Consider the following 19,400-nt stretch of genomic DNA (forward strand, 5'->3'; position numbering starts at 1 on the left):
TCCGGCTCACCCCTGGGCGCGGTTGGCGGCCTCGACGATCGCGGGGAGCAGGCCGGGCACGGCGTCCTCGACCTCGGCGACGCGCAATCGCTGATAGGTCTGGCCGTCGATGATCAGGCGTTCGATCAGCCCGGCCTCGCGCAAGATCTTGAAATGGTGGGTGGCCGTGGACTTGTTGATCGCCTCGTAGAGGGCCGCACAGCGCACGGCGGTGCCCGCGTTGCTCAGACGACGGACCATCTCCAGTCGGACGGGATCGTGCAGCGCCCCGAGTACGGTCGGCAGCCCGGCGACGGGCAGGGTCGGCGCCGGGGGGAGATCTTTCGCCTGGGTCATGATCTACCTCACTGGGGGTTTGATAACCATCATACTCGGCGTAGCGTCTGCTCTGTTCGATGACGATCAAACTCCGCTGATGGGGGATGCTGTGGCAGCGACGACGATGGCCCCGGTCGAATCCGGGCAGCGCTGGGCGTACGGGCTCGTGCTCGCGGCGACCGGGGTGGCACTGGGCGTCTCCGGGGCGCCCGCGCCGCTCTACGGCATCTACGAGACCCAGTGGCATCTGAGCCCGCTCAGCACGACCACCGTCTTCGCCGTCTACGGCATCTCGGCGCTGGGCGCGGTGCTGGTCTCCGGGCGGATCTCCGATGTGGTGGGGCGCAAGCCGGTGATGGTCGGCGCGTTCGTCACCATGATTCTCGGGCTGGTCGCCTTCCTGCTGGCCGATTCCATGCCCATGCTGCTGGTGGCCAGGGCCCTGCACGGGGCGGCGGTCGGGGCCACGGTGGTGGCCGGTGCCGCCGCGCTGCTGGACCTGCGGCCCGACCGCGGCGCGCGATCCGGGCAGCTCAGCGGGGTGGCGTTCAATGTCGGCATGGCGGTCGCCGTGCTCGGCACCGCGGTGCTCGCCCAGTACGCGCCCTCCCCGCTGCGCACCCCGTATGTGGTGATCGCGGTGATCTGTCTGGCGGTGGCCGCGGGCATGCTGGCCCTGCGCGAACCGCACACCGCGCGCGTGCGCACCCGCATCACCATCGCCAAGCCCGCGGTGCCGCGCGAGATCCGCGCCGATTTCTGGTTCTCCGCCATCGGGGTGATGGCCGCCTGGTCGGTGCTCGGCGTGCTGCTGTCGCTGTATCCGTCGCTGGCCTCGGCCGAGACCGGCGTGCACAATCTCGTCTTCGGCGGGGCGGTCGTGGCCAGTACCGCCTTCGCCGCCGCGATGGCACAGCTGTTCGCCACCCGCATCCCGGCCCGGCGCGCCGCCATCCTCGGTGACCTCGGGATGGCCGCCGCGCTGCTGGCGACGATTCCCGCGCTGGCCACCGCGCGGCCGGTCGTCGTGGTGGTGGCCGGGCTGGTGCTCGGCGCGACCTTCGGTCTCGGCTTCGGTGGGTCGCTGCGGCATCTGTCGGAGGTGGTTCCGCCGCATCGTCGGGGCGAAACCATGTCGGCCTACTATCTGCTGGCCTATTCCTCGATGGCGCTGCCCACGTTGGCCGCGGGCTGGGCCGCCACCACCTGGGGGATCGCCACCGTCTTCCCGTGGTTCATCGCGATCGTCGCGGTGGCCTGTGTGCTGGCCGCGCTGCTCGGTATCCGGGGCAATCGTGTCGCCGCACAGCTGGTCGCGGTGGTTCCGGCCGGTCCGGAGACCGGCCGGAACGACTGACTACTCCGGCGGCCAGCCACCGTACGGGACGGTGATCAGCTCGAGGAAGTGGCCGTTGGGGTCGAGAAAGTAGACCCCGCGGCCACCGTCGTTGTGATTGATCTCGTTCACCCCGTGCTGCTGGGGGTCGGCCCAGTGGTCCAGCTGGTAGCGCTGGATCTTGGCGTAGGACGCGTCGAACTCGGCTTCCGAGACCAGGAACGCGTAGTGCTGTGGCTGGATCTCGGAGACAGGCGGCGGCACCTTCGCGAAATCGAAGACGGCGCCGTGGTCGAGGGGGAGCGCGATGAACGGGCCCCACTCTTTTCCGATGTCCAATCCGAGGATGTCCGCCCAGAATTCGGCGGTTTCCCTATTGTCCTTGCATCCGACAATGGTGTGATTGAACTGTACTGACAGGGGATTTCCTCCTGGATTCGTGATGGCACCGACCCTGGGCTCGGTACGAGGCGGCCGACAGGAGCACCATCACCGCGATCGAGATTAGCGACCGATCTCGCGCCGTGCAACGGTCGACGGACGGTAGGTTCGCGCCATGAGGATTCGTGGAGCCGTCCTGGAACGCATCGCCGATCCGGCGCCGTTCGCCGCGTCGCGGCCGATCACCGTGTGCGAACTCGACCTGGCCGAGCCCGGTCCCGGCGAGCTGCTGGTGCGTATCGAGGCGGCGGGCCTGTGCCATTCGGACCTGTCGGTGGTCGACGGCAACCGGGTGCGTCCGGTGCCGATGCTGCTGGGCCACGAGGCGGCGGGCATCGTCGAGTCGGTCGGTGCCGGGGTCGACGATGTGACGCCCGGTCAGCGCGTCGTGATGACGTTCCTGCCCCGCTGTGGCGAGTGCGCGGGCTGCGCGAGCAACGGCCGCACCCCGTGCGGGCCGGGCAGCGTCGCCAACAATGCCGGGGAACTGCTCGGCGGTGGCCGCCGTCTGCACCGCGACGGCGCGCAAGTGCATCACCACCTGGGTGTTTCGGGCTTCGCGACGCATGCCGTGGTCGACCGGCGCTCGGTGGTCCCCGTCGACGCCGACGTGCCGCCCGAGGTGGCCGCGGTGCTCGGCTGCGCGGTCCTGACCGGCGGCGGCGCCCTGCTCAATGCCGCGAAACCCGGTGCGGGCGACTCGATCATGGTGGTCGGGCTCGGCGGGGTCGGGATGGCGGCGGTGCTGGTGGCGGTGTCGCTGGGGCTGGGCGAGGTGATCGCCGTGGACACCGTCCCCGAAAAACTGGCGCTGGCACGCGAATTCGGCGCCACTGCGGTCTACGCGCCCGGCGAGCTGGCCGGGGTCACCGCCGAGGTGGTGATCGAGGCCGCGGGCAATGTCCGCGCCTTCGAAACCGCCGTCGCCGCCACCGCGCCCGGTGGCGTCACCGTGACGGTCGGGCTGCCCGCCCCCGATGCCACCGCCACGATCTCGCCGCTCACGCTGGTCGCCCAGGGCCGCACCATCATCGGCAGCTACCTCGGCTCCGCCGTCCCCGACCGCGACATCCCCGAATACGTGCGGCGCTGGCGGGCGGGCACGCTGCCGCTGGACCGGCTCGTCTCCGCGCGCATCGGTCTCGATCAGGTCAACGAGGCCATGGACGAACTCGCCGCGGGCGCCGCGCTGCGCCAGGTGATCGTGTTCGACTGACCTCGCGCCCACCGCCGCGCCGCTGCTCGATAGGCTGACAGCGACGACGACGCGAGACGACGAGGAGATACCGGTGACCATTCGGGTCGGAGTGCTCGGTGCACACGGCAAGGTCGGGCAGGCGATCTGCGCCGCGGTGGACGCCGCGGACGATCTGGAGCTGGTGGCCACGGTCGACAAGGACGACACGCTGGCGAAGTTCACCGAGACCGGCACCCAGGTCGTGGTCGACTTCACCAACCCCGACGTGGTGATGGGCAACCTGAAGTTCCTCGTCGAGAACGGCATCCACGCCGTCGTCGGCACCACCGGCTTCGACCAGACCCGCCTCGACGAGGTGCGGTCCTGGCTGGCGCGGCGGCCCGAGGTCGGCGTGCTGATCGCCCCGAACTTCGCCATCGGCGCGGTGCTGTCGATGCGCTTCGCCGAGCAGGCGGCCCGCTTCTTCGACTCGGTCGAGGTCATCGAGCTGCACCACCCGAACAAGCTCGACGCCCCCTCCGGCACCGCCTACCGCACCGCCGCGCTCATCGCCGCGGCCAGGGACAAGGCCGGTGTCGGGATCAGCCCCGACGCCACCACCACCGAACTCGAGGGCGCCCGCGGCGCCGACGTCGACGGGGTGCGGGTGCACTCGGTGCGCCTGGCCGGGCTGGTCGCGCACCAGGAAGTGCTCTTCGGTACCCAGGGCGAGACCCTGACCATCCGGCACGACTCCATCGACCGCAACTCCTTCGCGCCGGGCGTGCTGCTCGGCGTGCGGGAGATCGGGGCGCGTCCGGGGCTGACCGTCGGCCTCGACCCGTTCCTGGATCTGTGAACGCCGCATCGGCGCGACCCGACCGGCAGGTCTACCGCATCGTCACACTGGTGGCGCTGCTGGTCCTGGCGGTGGTCTTCTACTTCGTCCGGCTCGGTGGCCTGGCGGTGGCGTTCATCGCCGACGGCAAGCCCGCGGGCATCGCGCTCGGTGTCGCGATGCTGCTGCTGCCGATCGTCGGCGCCTGGATCCTGTGGGCCACCCTGCAGGCGGCCTTCGCCCATCAGCGGCTGGCCAAGCGCATCCACGAGGAGGGCCGCGAGGTGGACACCTCGCAGCTGCCGCGTCGTCCCTCGGGCCGGATCGAGCGGCCCGCCGCCGATGCCCTGTTCGCCGAGATCAAGGCCGAATGGGAGGCCGACCCGGACAACTGGCGCTCCTCCTACCGGCTGGCCCGCGCCTACGACTACGCCGGTGACCGCACCCGCGCCCGCGAGACCATGCGCCGCGCGGTCGCCCTGGAGAAGCTGGAACGCGACAGCGGAGAGTAGCGAGCCATGGCCCGGTTGCTGATCATCCACCACACCCCCTCACCACACACCCAGGCCCTGTTCGAGGCCGTCCTGGCCGGGGCCAGCGACCCGGAGATCGAGGGCGTGGAGGTGGTGCGCCGGGCCGCCCTGGCCGTCACCGCGGTCGACGTCCTCGCCGCCGACGGCTACCTGCTGGGCACCCCCGCCAACCTCGGCTACATGAGCGGCGCCCTCAAACACGCCTTCGACACCATCTACTACCCGTGCCTGGACTCGACCCGTGGGCGGCCGTACGGCTTGTACGTGCACGGCAACGAGGGCACCGAGGGGGCGGAGGCGTCGGTCGACCGGATCACCACCGGGCTGGGCTGGAACCGGGCCGCCGCGCCGGTCGTGGTGTCCGGACCGCCCGGGAAGGCGGAGCTGGAACGGTGCTGGGAGCTGGGCGCGACCCTGGCCGCGAGCCTGATGGACTGAGCGCGCCCCGAATTCTGGTGGGCTGACAACCCGGGCGCGGATGCGGTAGAACTCGACACCGACGTGTTGCGGGCTGGCCGCGGTGGGTGTTCGAGGATGGTGAGTGGTCGGTGAGCGAGAATCCGGCGGTGCGGCGCATCGGGTTGGTGGAGGACCACGAGTCGGTGGCGATCGGCCTGGCGGCCATGCTCGGCCCCGAGCCCGACCTGGACCTGGTCGCGACCGCGCAGACGGTGGCGGGACTGCTCGCCATCGACGCCGACCTCGACCTGGTGGTGCTCGATCTGCGCCTGCCCGACGGCTCCACCCCCGAGGACAATGTGCACGCGCTGCGCGAACACGGCATCGAGGTGCTGGTGTTCACCGGTGCCGACAACGCCTTCCTGGTCCGCTCTGCCGCCAAGGCCGGAGTGCTCGGGGTACTGCGCAAGTCCGAGAGCGTGGCGACCGTGGTCGAGGCGGTGCGGCGGGCGGCCTCGGGGGAGCAGGTCGTCACCACCGACTGGGCCGCGGCCATCGACGGTGACCCGCAGCTGTCGGACGTGGGACTGAGCCCCCGCCAGGAGGAAGTGCTCATGCTCTACGCCTCGGGGGAGAAGGCGTCGCGGGTCGCCCGGCTGACCGGGCTGTCCGAACAGACCGTCAACGACTACCTGGGCCGGATCCGGCAGAAGTACGCCGACGCGGGCCGCCCGGCCCCGACCAAGACCGACCTGTACAAACGCGCCGTCGAGGACGGCTGGTTACCGGTGCCGGAACGGCAGCAGCGCACGTGATCGCCACCGCGGTCCGCGCGGTGACAGGCCCCGACATCGAGCTGGACCGGGCCGCCACCGAGCAGATCCGCCGCAGGCTCGGCCTGGTGGTGGGCATCGGGGCGACCATGGTGATGGTGCTGGAGCTGCCCGCGGTGCTGGTGCAGCCGGTCAACCGGTCGGTGTGGCCCGAGGTGCACCTGGTGGCCGCCTACGCGCTGTTCGCGCCGCTGGCGCTGGTCTCCGCGCGCGGCCCGGTGACGATGATCCGCCGCGTCGCCGGTGGTGCCGCGATCTGCTACTTCGCCGCCACCGTCTGCACGCCCCTGGTCTACTCGGTGGTCCACATCGGCTCCTTCGCGTCCTGGCCCTATCGCGGGTTGGTGCTGGGTGTGATGGCCGCCGGACTGGCGTGGCCGCTGCGGGTGGCCGCGTGTTACGCCGGGGCGCTGGCCGTCGCGACCAGCGTGTCGAATGTGTTCGTGGTGCCGGGGACCTCGGTGTGGGCGCTGCTCGGTGACGTCACCCGGGCGCTCGGGGTCGCCGCGCTGTTCCTGTGGTGTGTGGTCTACGCGCGCTCGGCCGCCGAACGGGTCGACCAGGAGGCGGTGCGGCAGCGCACCAGGGCGGCGACGGTCGCCGCGACCGCGGCCCGCGACCGCGAGAGCGCCCGCTTCGCCGCACTCATCCACGACGCGGTGCTGTCCACCCTGCTCGAGGCGTCGCGGACCGAGCGGTCCTCGCCGGTGCTGCGCAGCCAGGCCGCCAAGACCCTCGAACAGCTCGAGCAGGCCCGCGGCGCGCCGGAGAGCGTGCAACTCGACGCCGCCGCGGCGGTCGCGTTCCTGCGCGATGCCGTGCGTGACGCCGACCCCGACATCCCCGTGCAGGTCACCACCCGCCGCGACGCGGTGCTGAGCCTGCCGATGGAGGCCGCGCAGGTGCTCGGCGCCGCGCTCACCGAGGCCGTGCGCAACAGTGTGCGCCACGCCGACATCCCCGGCCGCCGGGTGCGGCGCGGCGTCTCGATCACCATCGCCACCGGCGCGGTGCGGGTGGTGCTGTCCGACGACGGCGCCGGGTTCGACCCCGCCCGGGTCCCCGCCGACCGGATGGGCGTCGCGGGCAGCATCCAGGGCCGCATGCTCTCGCTGCCGGGCGGCACGGCGTTCGTGGAATCGGCGCCGGGCAAGGGCACCGTGGTGACGCTGATGTGGAGTGCGCGTGGTTGATCGTGACCTGCCCTTCGGCATGCGGGACCTGTTCGGTCTCAGCGACGGCATGGCCTGGCTGTTCGTGGTCATCTTCGAGGCCACCATCGTGCTGTACCTGCGCGTCAACTTCGATTTCGTGCCGCCGCTCATGGCGGGCGCGGCGCTGGTGCTGATGGCGGTCGCCGCGCTGGTCGTGCTGGTCTTCCCGGTCGACCCGCTGCCCTGGCCCGCCACCGCGTTCGTGGCCTGCGCCGGGCCGGTCGCGATGGCGGTGACCGTGCCGTGGATCGAGAACCCGACCGGCTTCTCCCACCAGCTCTGGACCGCCTATCCGACCTCCTATCTGCTGGCCATGCTGGTGCTGCGCGGCCGCATCGGGGCCGCCTGGCTGGGCGTGGCGGCCGCGGCGACGGTCCTGGTGACGCTGGGTGTGTTCACCGACTGGCATCCCGAGACCGTGATCCGCGCGCTGACCCCGGTCGCCACCGTCGGCGCGGTGACGGTGTTCATGGCGATCGTGCGGCCCTCACAGCGCTCGCTGCGCGAACTGCGCGGGCAGGCCAACCGGCGGGCCGCCACCGAGGCGGCGCTGGGCGCGGCCACCGCCGAACGCGACCGTCAGCTGACCCGACTCGACCAGGTGGCCCGGCCCATGCTGGCCCGCATCGCCGAGGGCGCCCACCTCACCGCCGCCGAACGCGAACAGTGCCGCCTGCTCGAGGCCGAACTGCGTGACGGCTTGCGCGCGCCCGAACTGGTCACCGAGCGACTCAGCACCGCCGCGCGCGAGGCCCGTGGTCGCGGGGTCGAGGTGACGCTGCTCGACGACGGCGGCTTCCGTGGTGTCCCGGAATGGGTGCGCGGCAAGGTGATCGAGGCCGCGGTGGACGCGCTCGAGGCCGCGCGGGCGGGCACCGTCACGGTGCGGGTGCTGCCGGTCGGGCGGCGCTGGGTGGCCACCGTGCTGGCCGCCGACCCGGACGGCGACCGGCGCGTCGAGATCGATACCGCGGGCGCGATCCGGACCCGCGACTGACCCGGCGAACCTGTCGGACCCCTCTGCCAGGCTGAGGGGATGCAGCGGATGAATGCGGCCACGGCCCGGCGGACGGCGCTGGCCGCGCAGGGCTTCGGCAAGCGGCGACCAGCCAACCCCAACCGGCGCGCGGTACTCGACGTGGTCGCGAGAACCCGCCTGCTGCAACTGGATTCGGTGTCGGCGGTGGTGCGCGCGCACTACGCGCCGGTGTTCAGCCGGATCGGTCCCTACGACCGCACGCTGCTCGAACGCGCGGCCTGGAGCGACAGCCCGCGCGCCCGTCGCGGGCTGGTCGAGTACTGGGCGCACGAGGCCGCGCTCATCCCGGTGGCGGACTGGCCGCTGCTGCGCTGGCGCATGGCCGAGTACCAGCTGGGCCGCTGGTCGGGCATGCGCAAGGCCGCCGAACGCAATCCCACCCTGGGCAAGGACATTCTCGATGTCGTCACCGAGGTGGGCGCGGCCAGCGCGGGCGAGATCGAGAAACACCTGGAACTGGACAAGCCACGCCCCAAGGGCACCTGGTGGAATCTCAGCGACACCAAACTCATCTGCGAACAGCTCTTCGCCGCCGGGGAACTGTCCACCGGCCGCCGCGTCGGCTTCACCCGCCACTACGACCTCACCGAACGGGTCGTCCCCGCCGACGTGCGCGCCCGCGAGGTCCCCGAGGACGAGGCGGTCCGCGAGCTGATCCGCCGGTCGAGCCGCGCGCTGGGCATCGCCACCGAGGCCGACCTGCGCGACTACTACCGCCTGAACAAGCGGCAGAGCACCCCGGCCATCGCCGCGCTGGTCGACGCGGGCGAACTGATCCCCACCGTCGTCGACGGCTGGGACGCGCCCGCCTATCTCCACCCCGAGGCGAGCACGCCGCGCCGCGTCACCGGAGCGGCCCTGCTGTGCCCGTTCGACCCGCTGATCTTCTTCCGGCCGCGCACCCAGCGCCTGTTCGACTTCCACTACCGGATCGAGATCTACACGCCCGAACCGAAGCGCGTGCACGGCTACTACGTCTTCCCGTTCCTGCTCGACGGTCAGCTGGTCGGCCGGGTCGACCTGCGCGCCGAGCGCGCCTCCGGGCACCTGCTCGCCCCGGCCGCCTTCGCCGAACCCGGCCACGCCACGCCCGAGACCGCGCACGCCCTGCGCGGCGCCTTACGCGAGATGGCCGACTGGCTCGAACTCGACGACGTCGTGATCGGCGAGCGTGGTGATCTGGCGCCGCTGCTGTGAGCGCCGATCACCAGCCCTTCGGGCCCTGCCCCCGCATCTGATCGCGCAGGGCCCCGCTGACCGCGCCGGACAGCCACGAGTTCAGTGACTGCCCGTTCTGCTGGGCCGCCTCCTCGGCGCGGGCCTTGAGCTGTTCGACCAGGCGCAGGGTGACCCGGCTGATGTCACCGGTCATCTCCTCGAAAGTCGGTGCCTCGCCGGAATCCGACGGCGTGTTCTTGCGCACGTCCGCGACGGCATCGGTGCCGTCGAGCCGCACGCGCACGGTGCGGTCACCGAGCTCGGTGCTGATCTCGGCCGCCAGTTCCGACAGCGCCGACAGCAGCACCAACCGGCTCGAGCTCTCCACCGCCGCGGCCAGTGCGGCGGCGGTGGCCTGCGTTTTCTCGTCCCCGAGGGCGGCCGCGGCGATGAGTTCCTCGCGAAGCCGCGCGGTATGCGCGTTCAAGTCCATGACATCAGTGTGACGTCATGGATGACATCACGCAAGGATCCCGGTGACATCATGTTCGGGGGAGTGAATCCGCCGGAAAATCCGCACCGGCGGCCGCGGAGGGCGCTAGGGTGTCGAGGCTCATGCGACGACCGGGTAGCCTTTCTGACCATGACGAACGGTGAATCGACGCCAACGGAGCTGCACGCGTCCGGCACGGTAGGTGTCGCGATGGTGACCCCCTTCAGCGCCGCGGGCAAGCTCGACGTCGATGCCGGTGTGGGGCTGGCGGCGCGCCTGGTCGATCGCGGCGTCGACCTGCTGATCATCTCGGGGACCACCGGCGAATCGCCGACCACCACCGAAACCGAGAAGGCCGACCTGCTGCGCGCCGTGGTCGACGCCGTCGGTGACCGCGCCACCGTGGTCGCCGGTGCCGGTACCTACGACACCGCGCACTCGATCGAACTGGCCCGCTCCGCCGAGAACGCCGGTGCGCACGGCCTGCTCGTGGTGACCCCGTACTACTCGCGCCCCACGCAGGAGGGCCTGATCGCGCACTTCACCGCGGTCGCCGACGCGACCTCGCTGCCGATCACGCTCTACGACATTCCGCCCCGCTCGATCGTGCCGATCGCCATCGACACCATCCGGCAGCTGGCCGAACATCCGAACATCGTCGCGGTGAAGGACGCCAAGGGCGACCTGGTCTCCGGCGCCGATCTGATCGCCACCACCGGCCTGGCCTTCTACTCCGGCGACGACGGGCTCAACCTGCCGTGGCTCTCGGTCGGCGCGACCGGATTCATCAGTGTCATCGGCCATCTCGTGCCGGAGAAGCTGCGTGCGATCCACTCGGCCTACGCGATCGGTGACGTGACCACGGCCAGGGAGATCAACGCGACACTGCTGCCGCTGTTCGCGGCCATGACCCGCCTGGGAGGTGTGGCGATGTGCAAGGGAGCATTGCGTTTGCTCGGCGTCGACGTGGGTGAACCCCGGTTGCCGCAGTTGATGCCGACCGCGGCCCAGCTCGACGAGCTGGCCCTGGACCTGCAGGCCGCGGGGGTGTCGGCATGACCGAACCCACCGCGCGCAAGCCCCGCCGCCGCTCGGCCTCCCGGGCCGCGGGCGCCCCCGAACCCACCCCGGTGCGTACCGAGCCCACCACCCCCGCCGTCGCCGAACCCACCACGCCCGCCGCGCAGCAGGCCGCCGCGCCCGAGCCGGTCGCCGAATCCGCCGCGCCCGCCGCGCAGCAGGCCGCGCCCGAGCCCGTCGCCGAGATCGCCGCGGCCGCCGACCTGGCCGGTGCGGCCGAGGTCGGCACCGACCTGCTCGGTGCGGCCGAGGAGCGTCCGGCGGCCAAGAAGGCCCCACGCCGCGCCAAGAACAAGCCCGCCGAACAGGCCGCGCCGCAACAGAACCGGCGCGGCGGTGGCCGCGGCAGGCAGGGCGGACGCGGTCGCGGTGACGCCCCCGCCGAGCCGCGCGAGAAGGCGCCTCAGGATCGTCTGGGCCCGCCGCCGAAGCTGCCCAAGAACGGCCTGCGCCTGTTCGCCCTCGGCGGTATCGGCGAAATCGGCCGTAACATGACCGTTTTCGAGTACGGCGGCAAGCTGCTCATCGTCGACTGCGGTGTGCTGTTCCCCGAGGACCAGCAGCCCGGCGTCGACCTGATCCTGCCCGACTTCGGCCCCATCGAGAACCGGATGGCCGACATCGAGGCCATCGTGCTCACCCACGGCCACGAGGACCACATCGGCGCGGTGCCGTTCCTGCTGCGCCTGCGCTCCGACATCCCGGTGATCGGCGCCAAGTTCACCCTCGCCCTGATCGCCGCCAAGGCCCGCGAGCACCGCCTGCAGCCCAAGCTGCGCGAGGTCGCCGAGGGCGAGACCACCGTGCACGGCCCGTTCGAGCTCGAGTACTTCGCGGTCAACCACTCCATCCCCGACGCGCTGGCCGTGGCCATCCGCACCGGCGCGGGCGTGGTGCTGCACACCGGTGACATCAAGCTCGACCAGCTGCCCCTGGACGGGCGCCTCACCGACCTGGCCGGGTTCTCCCGCCTCGGCGACGAGGGCGTCGACCTGTTCCTGGTCGACTCCACCAATGCCGAGGTCCCCGGCTTCGTCACCCCCGAGCGCGAGATCGGCGGGGTGCTCGACAATGTGATCGGCAAGGCGCGCAACCGCGTGATCGTGGCGTCGTTCGCCAGTCACGTGCACCGCATCCAGCAGGTCGTCGACGTGGCGCAGAAGTACAACCGCAAGGTCTGCTTCGTCGGCCGCTCGATGGTGCGCAACATGCAGATCGCGCAGGACCTGGGCTACCTGACCGTGCCCGACAATGTGGTCGTCGAGCTGGACCAGGCCGCGACCCTGCCCGGTGACCGCCTGGTGCTCATCTCCACCGGTTCCCAGGGCGAGCCGCTCTCGGCGCTGGCGCGCATGGCCCGCGGCGACCACCGCCAGATCAACATCCGCGCCGACGATCTGATCGTGCTGGCCTCCTCGCTGATCCCCGGCAACGAGAACTCGGTGTTCGCCGTGGTCAACGGCCTGGCCCGGCTCGGCGCCACGGTGATCACCCAGCAGAACGCGAAGGTGCACGTCTCCGGACACGCCTCCGCCGGTGAGCTGCTCTACCTCTACAACGCGGTGCGGCCCACCAACGCCATGCCGGTGCACGGCGAATGGCGCCACCTGCGCGCCAACGCCGCGCTGGCGGTGGCGACCGGGGTGCCCGAGGAGCGCGTGGTGCTGGCCGAGGACGGCGTGGTGGTCGACCTGGTCGACGGCATCGCCTCCATCGTCGGCCGGGTGCCGGTCGGCCACGTCTACGTCGACGGTCTGTCCGTCGGTGACGTCGGCGAGTCGACCCTGTCGGATCGTCTGGTGCTCGGTGAGGGCGGTTTCCTGTCGATCACCGTCGTCATCGACTCGACCACCGGCAAGGCGGTCAGCACCGAACTCAACGGGCGCGGTTTCTCCGACGACCCGACCGCGCTGCGGGGCGCCGTCGAACTGGTCGAGGCCGAACTGCTGCGCCTGGCCGGGGAGGGCATCACCGACACCCACCGCATCGCCCAGGGCGTGCGCCGGGTGGTCGGGCGCTGGGTCGCCGACACCTACCGGCGTCGTCCGATGATCGTGCCGACGGTCATCGGGGTCTGACCCCCTGACACGCGAAAACCGCCGGGTGACACTGTCGCCCGGCGGTTTTCGTCGGTGTGGCTCAGGCCTGGCAGGCCGCGGAGTCCAGCTTCGCCGACTTCACGATGTTGCAGGCGAAGACGTGCGAGACCTTCCACGAGTCGTCCTCGGCGACGAACTCGACGAAGGCGTTCTCCACCTTGCTGCCGTCGATGGTCACGTCGGCGTCGGCGCGCAGCTTGCCGTTGGCTGGCTCGCCGACGGTGGTGATGGCGACGGTGACGTTGTTCTTCTTGGCCGCGTCGACGAACTTGTCGACCAGCATCGGGTCCTGGTCGGCGTCCTCGATGTAGGTCTTCTTCTCGTCCTTGGTCAGCTGACCGGCCAGCGCCTTGTTCAGCCGGGCGTTGAGCTCCTCGGCGGTGGGCTTGGGCAGGTTCGGCGGGGTGGTGGCCGAGGGCTCGGTGCCCTCCTCCTTGCCGGGCGCGGTGTCGCCGGTCTCGAACTGGTCGCCCGCGGCGGTGGTGGTCGCGCCCGCGCCGCTGGCGGTGTCGTCGGAGGAGCCGCAGGCGGTGAGGCCGAGGGCGGCGAGGGTGGCCAGCACGGCTGCGGCGGTCTTCATGGAACGGTTACGCACGGATATCCCTAAGTCTGTCGGCGCCGGGCGCGGGGCCCGGCAGGTCGTCGTCGGTCAGAGCGAGTGGTTGCTGGTGCAGTTCCAGTGCTTGATCCAGGCATTGCCCGGGTTGGCGTTGAGCGCTTCCTGCTTGGCGCCACCGACGGTCGACGCGGCCCCGAAACCCCACCAGCCGCGCGAGATCGAGATCGCGCCACAGCCGTTGCGGTAGGACACCTTCACGGCGCACCCGCCGCCACCCCCACCCCGGACGCACGCGTCCAGCGCGCCCTGCCTGGCCTCGCCGTAGCTGCCGTAGTCCTGCGCGTAGCCGTAGACGCCCGCGCGTACGTTGGCGGCGATGGCGCCGTAGTAGTTGCCCGACTGCGCCTGGGCCGGGGCGATATGCCCTGCGAACAGCGCCGCGGTGGTCGTCGCCAGGACGGCGGCACTGGTGAGCATTCTCTTCACGTGTTGCTTCCCCTTCGTAAGCACGGGCCGACTCGGCCCGATGGAGCGCAGTCAAACTACCCAGCCGGTCCCGCCCAGCGCCAGCCACTCGACGCCCGGAATGCCCGAAACATCAGTGATCGGTAAGCATTCCGTAAGCGCCGCGGCCGCGAAACGCGGTCGGAATCGGCGTTTCCGTGCCGTGACCGGGGGCCCTCGACCTGCGCAGACCCCGCTCGAGCGGGGTGTGGCCAGTGTTGCGGATGGTCCGGACGGGGCCCGAGCGGCTAGCCTGATGGTCATGGCAGGTAAGTCCCGCAGCACCACGACCTCTCGTGCGCGGGCGGGATCGAGCCGGGGGCAGACACCGGCGGCGCGGTCTCGTTCGGCGACTCCGCGAGCGTCGTCGGCGCCGCGCGGGCGCACCACCCCCGTCCGCAGACCCGTCAAGAAGGCCTCACCCACCGCACCGCCCGCGGTGATCGGGCGCGGAATCCGCAACGGCTGGAACATGCTCGCGCGCGGCGTCGGCGCCACCACCCGCACGCTGAGCCGGGCGGGTGATCTCGAGCACGGCCACCGCCGCGACGGCATCGGCCTGGCGCTCATCGCGTTGAGCGTGATCATCGCCGCCGCCATGTGGCTCTCGGCGGGCGGACCGGTCGGCCGGTTCCTCGAAGACGTGGTGCGCGCGATCGCCGGGTCGGCGGCGGTCCTGGCCCCGATCCTGCTGGTCGGGCTCGCGGTGATCCTCATGCGCACCGAACCGCATCCGGAGATCCGCCCGCGGCTGGTGCTCGGTGGGCTGCTGGTCATCGCGCCCGCGCTGGGTATCTGGCACCTGGCGGCGGGCTCACCCACCGACGCGCGCGGACGCGCCGACGCCGCGGGCGTTCTCGGCTACGCCGTCGGCGGCCCGCTCGGCCAGGGCCTGACCCCCTGGCTGGCCCTGCCGATCCTGTTGCTGGCCATGGTGTTCGGCGTGCTGTTGCTCACCGGCACCACGGTGCGCGAGGCGCCCGCGCGGCTGCGCGAGTACTTCGGCCTCGGCGAACACTCCGACGACCCCTACGACCCGGCCGACTACGACGCCGACGGTTTCCCGGTGCACCGCCCGCGCACCCGACGCCGGGGACGCACCCCCGACGACAACTACCCGCCCGACGAGTTCGGCGGCTCCGACGCGGTCACCGAGGCGCTGGGCGAACCCCCGCTGCGCGACGCCAAGCAGTTGAGCTTCGACGAGCAGCCCCCGGCGCCGGAACCCGCGCCCAAACCGGCGCGCAAGCGCCCGGCCGCCAAGGCCGTCGACCAGACCCCGCCCGCGCCGCCGGAGCCGGAGTTCGTCACCGACCGGGTGGTCGACGGCGACTACACGCTGCCCCCGCTGACCCTGCTGCTCGACGGCGATCCGCCCAAGAAGCGCTCGGCCGCCAACGAATCGATGATCGAGGCGATCACCGAGGTGCTGGTGCAGTTCAAGATCGACGCCGCCGTCACCGGCTTCGTGCGCGGCCCGACGGTCACCCGCTACGAGGTGGAGCTGGGCCCCGGCGTCAAGGTCGAGAAGATCACCGCGCTGGCCCGCAACCTGGCCTACGCGGTGGCCACCGAGAACGTGCGCCTGCTCGCGCCGATCCCGGGCAAGTCGGCGGTGGGCATCGAGGTCCCCAATTCCGATCGCGAGTTGGTGCGCCTGGCCGACGTGCTCAAGTCGCCGCACACCCGCAACGACCACCATCCGCTGGTGATCGGCCTGGGCAAGAACATCGAGGGCGAGTTCGTCTCGGCCAACCTGGCCAAGATGCCGCATCTGCTGGTGGCCGGTTCCACCGGTTCGGGTAAGTCCAGCTTCGTGAACTCGATGCTGGTCTCGCTGCTGCACCGGGCCACCCCCGAGGAGGTCAGGATGATCCTGATCGACCCGAAGATGGTGGAGCTCACCCCGTACGAGGGCATTCCGCACCTGATCACCCCCATCATCACCCAGCCCAAGAAGGCCGCCGCCGCGCTGGCCTGGCTGGTGGAGGAGATGGAACAGCGGTATCAGGACATGCAGGCCAACAAGGTCCGCCACATCGACGACTTCAACAAGAAGGTGAAGTCGGGCCAGATCACCGCCCCGCTGGGCAGCGAGCGCGTCTACCGGCCGTATCCCTACATCCTGGCCATCGTCGACGAGCTCGCCGACCTGATGATGACCGCGCCGCGCGATGTCGAGGACGCGATCGTGCGGATCACCCAGAAGGCCCGTGCCGCGGGCATCCACCTGGTGCTGGCCACCCAGCGCCCCTCGGTGGACGTGGTGACCGGCCTGATCAAGACGAACGTGCCCTCGCGGCTGGCCTTCGCCACCTCCTCGCTCACCGACTCGCGCGTCATCCTGGACCAGCCCGGCGCCGAGAAGCTGATCGGCATGGGCGACGGTCTGTTCCTGCCGATGGGCGCCGGTAAACCGACCCGGTTGCAGGGCGCGTTCATCTCCGACGAGGAGATCCACGCGGTCGTCGAGTTCAGCAAGACCCAGGCCGAGCCGGACTACCAGGACGGCGTCACCGCCGCCAAGCAGGGCGAGACCAAGGACGTCGACCCCGATATCGGCGACGACATGGACGTGCTGCTGCAGGCCGTGGAACTGGTCGTCACCTCGCAGTTCGGGTCCACCTCGATGCTGCAGCGCAAGCTGCGCGTCGGCTTCGCCAAGGCGGGCCGGTTGATGGACCTGATGGAGACCCGCGGTGTCGTCGGCCCCAGCGAGGGGTCCAAGGCGCGCGATGTCCTCATCAAGCCCGACGAACTGGACGGCTTGCTGTATTCGATTCGTGGCGGCGACCCCGGAGGGGACGGGGACGACTAGGTCGGCGCACGCCGGGTCGGCGCGTCCTGCTGGTTTGCTCTGGCCGTGCCGGGAGCGGGCGGCGACGGACGAGGAGGGACCGTGGCTCACCGCGGAGTCGAACCGCGCGCACGGGCCTTATGAGAGCCCGCCTGCACCTGCGTGAGCCGGAGTTCCCTCGGCGAGACTCGAACTCGCACTGGCCGGTACCTGAGACCGGTGCCTCTGCCATTTGGGCTACGAGGGAACGGGGGAGCTACCCGGGCCGACGAACGGACCGGGTACGGGAAGAGAGACGCGGCGCCGCCGCGTCGTGGGAATGGCCTGGGTCAGGCGGGAAGAGTGCCCGTCAGCAGGCGGGTGCGAGACGTAGCGAGCCCACGACACCCGGGAACAGCCCGGGCATATCGACACGGCGTTCGTACTGCGCGGTGGATTCCTGCACGGCTGGCTCCTTTCGGGGGTGCCGGTGGTGGTCGACGATGTAGCGACGGTAGCAAGGCCGGGGCCGGTGGCGAAACGGATTTTTCCGCGCGCCGAGCGGCCCGTGCGCGGGTCGTCGACGCTGTGTGTGAAATCATGACGGGCAATCGTTCCGCAACGCGACTGAAACGGACATTTCAGGCATGATGGGCGGCATGAACTTCATCGATCGGACCACCACATGCAGGTGACCACGCTCGAGTGGGTGATCACCGGTGTGGTGATCCTCGGCTTGTTCGTCTTCGACTTCTTCGCCCATGTGCGCACCCCGCACGAACCGACCTTCAAGGAATCGGGGCTGTGGTCGGCCGTCTACATCGGCCTGGCCCTGCTGTTCGGCCTGTTCGTCGCCTGGAAATGGGGCGGCACCTTCGCCGGTGAGTACTACGCCGGTTTCGTCACCGAGAAGGCGCTCTCGGTCGACAACCTGTTCATCTTCCTGATCATCATGAGCACCTTCGCGGTGCCGCGGATCTACCAGCAGAAGGTGCTGCTGATCGGCATCGTGCTGGCGCTGGTCATGCGCGGTGTCTTCATCGCCGTGGGCGCGGCCGCGATCAGCGCGTTCAGCTGGGTGTTCTACCTGTTCGGCGCCTTCCTGATCTTCACCGCCGTCAAGCTGCTGCGCGAGAGCGGGCACGAGGTCGAGCACGAGGAACAACGCGACAGCCGCATCGTCACCCTGGCCAAGCGGATCCTGCCGACCACCGACCGCTACGACGGCGACAAGCTCGTCACCACGATCGACGGCCGCCGGGTGGTGACGCCGTTGCTGCTGGCGCTGCTGGCCATCGGCTTCGCCGACCTGCTGTTCGCGCTGGACTCCATCCCGGCCATCTACGGCCTCACCGAACAGCCGTATCTGGTGTTCACCGCCAACGCCTTCGCCTTGATGGGTCTGCGGCAGCTGTTCTTCCTGATCGGTGGCCTGCTCGATCGCCTGGTCTACCTGTCCTACGGGCTGGCCGCGATCCTGGCGTTCATCGGCATCAAGCTGGTGCTGCACGCGCTGCACGAGAACACCCTGCCGTTCATCAACGGTGGCGAGCACGTGAGCGTCCCGGAGATCTCCACAGCGGTCTCGCTGGGGGTCATCATCGGCATCCTGGTCGTGGCCACGGTGGCGAGCCTGCTGCGCACCCGCCGCACCACCTCCTGAACGCACACTGCCCGGAACCTGGACCAGGTTCCGGGCAGTGCTGTGTCCGGGGGTCAGTCGGCGAAGGCGCCCATCACCGGCAGCCACTCGACCACGCGCACGGCGTCGACGAGGCCCAGCTTCGCGAAGGGGTCCTCGGTGAGCAGGGCGGTCAGCGAGGGCGCGTCCTCGGCGCGGAACAGCAGCAGCGCGCCCGTCCCGTCCGGGTAGGGGCCACTGCTGAGCACGGTGCCCGCGTCGACCAGGGCGTTGAGCCAGGCGCGGTGCTCGGGGCGGTTGGTCGCCCGGTCGGCGGCGGTGGCCTCGGAATAGGTGTAGTGGACAGCGAAGATCGGCACGTCGATCACTTTCTGGTGGGGAGCGCGGTCAGAGGGTCAGCAGCATGCGGGTGTTGCCGAGCGTGTTCGGCTTCACATAACTCAGGTCGAGGAATTCGGCGACGCCGGTGTCGTAGGAGCGGCACATCTCGGCGTACACCTCGGCGGTGACGGGCGTGCCGTCGATCTCGACGAAACCGTGGCGGCCGAAGAAGTCCACCTCGAAGGTCAGCACGAACAACCGCTGCAACTGCAGATCGCGCGCGACGGCCACCAGCCGGTCGACCACCGCCCCGCCCACCCCGCGTCCCTTGACGACGGGATCCACGGCGACCGTGCGCACCTCGCCCAGATCGGCCCACAGCACGTGCAACGCGCCACATCCGACGACCTGCCCGTCGAGTTCGGCCACCCAGAACTCCTGCACCGACTCGTAGAGGGTGACGAGGTTCTTCTCCAGCAGGATGCGGCCCGCGTACTCGTCGACCAGGCGCTTGATCACGGGGACATCGGAGGTTCGCGCGCGTCGGACGACCAGGCCGGGAACAGGCGCCACAGTGGGCGCGACGGAGTGCGCGTCGCTGGTCGAACCACCCAGTGGTCCCCGTGAGGTCATGGGGTGC

Annotated in this window: 20 protein-coding genes and 1 tRNA gene; 13 read left to right on the forward strand and 8 right to left on the reverse strand. The window is 70.7% G+C overall.

The features are described 5' to 3' along the window. Window positions 1–6 precede the first annotated feature (6 nt). Window positions 7–336 (reverse strand): ArsR/SmtB family transcription factor, encoded by a 330-nt coding sequence (locus QC180_RS18225; RefSeq protein WP_278263952.1) that lies wholly within the window; start codon window positions 334–336, stop codon window positions 7–9. A 79-nt stretch (window positions 337–415) separates the two neighbouring features. On the opposite strand from QC180_RS18225, the gene QC180_RS18230 reads away from it, so the two are divergent. Continuing rightward, complete coding sequence (locus tag QC180_RS18230) at window positions 416–1,675, forward strand: MFS transporter (RefSeq protein WP_474646474.1); 1,260 nt, start codon at window positions 416–418, stop codon at window positions 1,673–1,675. Here QC180_RS18230 and QC180_RS18235 read toward each other — a convergent pair whose 3' ends face one another. Then, on the reverse strand, window positions 1,676–2,074 hold the full coding sequence (locus QC180_RS18235) for a VOC family protein (protein ID WP_278264095.1): 399 nt from the start codon (window positions 2,072–2,074) through the stop codon (window positions 1,676–1,678). Between the two features lie 136 nt (window positions 2,075–2,210). Between QC180_RS18235 and QC180_RS18240 the strand changes: the two genes are divergently transcribed. From QC180_RS18240 to QC180_RS18275, 8 genes are all read left to right on the forward strand, one after another. Beyond that, window positions 2,211–3,311, forward strand: coding sequence for an alcohol dehydrogenase catalytic domain-containing protein (locus QC180_RS18240; RefSeq protein ID WP_278263953.1), 1,101 nt, complete (start codon window positions 2,211–2,213; stop codon window positions 3,309–3,311). Window positions 3,312–3,384: 73 nt separating this feature from the next. Continuing rightward, window positions 3,385–4,131: a 4-hydroxy-tetrahydrodipicolinate reductase gene (dapB, locus tag QC180_RS18245; protein WP_278263954.1), complete on the forward strand. Its 747-nt coding sequence runs from the start codon at window positions 3,385–3,387 to the stop codon at window positions 4,129–4,131. After that, entirely contained in the window at window positions 4,128–4,622 is a 495-nt protein-coding gene (locus QC180_RS18250; RefSeq protein ID WP_278263955.1) for a hypothetical protein, read from the forward strand. The genes dapB and QC180_RS18250 overlap by 4 nt, the downstream gene beginning before the upstream one ends. 6 nt (window positions 4,623–4,628) lie before the next feature. Further along, entirely contained in the window at window positions 4,629–5,081 is a 453-nt protein-coding gene (locus tag QC180_RS18255) for a flavodoxin family protein (RefSeq protein ID WP_278263956.1), read from the forward strand. Window positions 5,082–5,191: 110 nt separating this feature from the next. Next, window positions 5,192–5,857: a response regulator transcription factor gene (locus QC180_RS18260; protein WP_278263957.1), complete on the forward strand. Its 666-nt coding sequence runs from the start codon at window positions 5,192–5,194 to the stop codon at window positions 5,855–5,857. Beyond that, the gene (locus QC180_RS18265) at window positions 5,854–7,068 is read left to right on the forward strand and encodes a sensor histidine kinase (RefSeq protein WP_278263958.1); all 1,215 of its coding nucleotides are present in this window, start codon (window positions 5,854–5,856) and stop codon (window positions 7,066–7,068) included. Before QC180_RS18260 ends, QC180_RS18265 begins: the two co-directional genes overlap by 4 nt. Beyond that, the gene (locus QC180_RS18270; RefSeq protein ID WP_278263959.1) at window positions 7,061–8,086 is read left to right on the forward strand and encodes a hypothetical protein; all 1,026 of its coding nucleotides are present in this window, start codon (window positions 7,061–7,063) and stop codon (window positions 8,084–8,086) included. The genes QC180_RS18265 and QC180_RS18270 overlap by 8 nt, the downstream gene beginning before the upstream one ends. A 39-nt stretch (window positions 8,087–8,125) precedes the next feature. Next, window positions 8,126–9,325: a winged helix-turn-helix domain-containing protein gene (locus QC180_RS18275; protein WP_278263960.1), complete on the forward strand. Its 1,200-nt coding sequence runs from the start codon at window positions 8,126–8,128 to the stop codon at window positions 9,323–9,325. Window positions 9,326–9,332: 7 nt separating this feature from the next. On the opposite strand, the gene QC180_RS18280 is transcribed toward QC180_RS18275, so the two are convergent. Next, window positions 9,333–9,779, reverse strand: a complete 447-nt coding sequence (locus QC180_RS18280) for a toxin-antitoxin system HicB family antitoxin (protein WP_278263961.1) — start codon at window positions 9,777–9,779, stop codon at window positions 9,333–9,335. 150 nt (window positions 9,780–9,929) lie between these two features. On the opposite strand from QC180_RS18280, the gene dapA reads away from it, so the two are divergent. Next, entirely contained in the window at window positions 9,930–10,838 is a 909-nt protein-coding gene (dapA, locus tag QC180_RS18285) for a 4-hydroxy-tetrahydrodipicolinate synthase (protein WP_278263962.1), read from the forward strand. Beyond that, complete coding sequence (locus tag QC180_RS18290) at window positions 10,835–12,937, forward strand: ribonuclease J (protein WP_278263963.1); 2,103 nt, start codon at window positions 10,835–10,837, stop codon at window positions 12,935–12,937. Before dapA ends, QC180_RS18290 begins: the two co-directional genes overlap by 4 nt. A gap of 61 nt (window positions 12,938–12,998) precedes the next feature. On the opposite strand, the gene QC180_RS18295 is transcribed toward QC180_RS18290, so the two are convergent. After that, the gene (locus tag QC180_RS18295) at window positions 12,999–13,553 is read right to left on the reverse strand and encodes a WKL family lipoprotein (protein ID WP_278263964.1); all 555 of its coding nucleotides are present in this window, start codon (window positions 13,551–13,553) and stop codon (window positions 12,999–13,001) included. Between the two features lie 54 nt (window positions 13,554–13,607). Further along, complete coding sequence (locus QC180_RS18300; RefSeq protein ID WP_278263965.1) at window positions 13,608–13,994, reverse strand: DUF4189 domain-containing protein; 387 nt, start codon at window positions 13,992–13,994, stop codon at window positions 13,608–13,610. 289 nt (window positions 13,995–14,283) lie between these two features. On the opposite strand from QC180_RS18300, the gene QC180_RS18305 reads away from it, so the two are divergent. Beyond that, window positions 14,284–16,839, forward strand: coding sequence for an FtsK/SpoIIIE family DNA translocase (locus tag QC180_RS18305; RefSeq protein WP_278263966.1), 2,556 nt, complete (start codon window positions 14,284–14,286; stop codon window positions 16,837–16,839). A 152-nt stretch (window positions 16,840–16,991) separates the two neighbouring features. On the opposite strand, the gene QC180_RS18310 is transcribed toward QC180_RS18305, so the two are convergent. After that, window positions 16,992–17,065, reverse strand: a tRNA-Leu gene (locus QC180_RS18310). Window positions 17,066–17,482: 417 nt separating this feature from the next. Between QC180_RS18310 and QC180_RS18315 the strand changes: the two genes are divergently transcribed. Next, the gene (locus QC180_RS18315; protein ID WP_278263967.1) at window positions 17,483–18,460 is read left to right on the forward strand and encodes a TerC family protein; all 978 of its coding nucleotides are present in this window, start codon (window positions 17,483–17,485) and stop codon (window positions 18,458–18,460) included. Between the two features lie 53 nt (window positions 18,461–18,513). On the opposite strand, the gene QC180_RS18320 is transcribed toward QC180_RS18315, so the two are convergent. Next, complete coding sequence (locus QC180_RS18320; RefSeq protein WP_278263968.1) at window positions 18,514–18,798, reverse strand: YciI family protein; 285 nt, start codon at window positions 18,796–18,798, stop codon at window positions 18,514–18,516. Between the two features lie 28 nt (window positions 18,799–18,826). Continuing rightward, a complete protein-coding gene (locus tag QC180_RS18325; RefSeq protein WP_278263969.1) occupies window positions 18,827–19,393 on the reverse strand; it encodes an amino-acid N-acetyltransferase in 567 nt (188 codons plus the stop codon). Window positions 19,394–19,400 lie beyond the last annotated feature (7 nt).

It is taken from the genome of Nocardia anocheti (genome assembly GCF_029675105.1).
Classification (GTDB): Bacteria; Actinomycetota; Actinomycetes; order Mycobacteriales; family Mycobacteriaceae; genus Nocardia.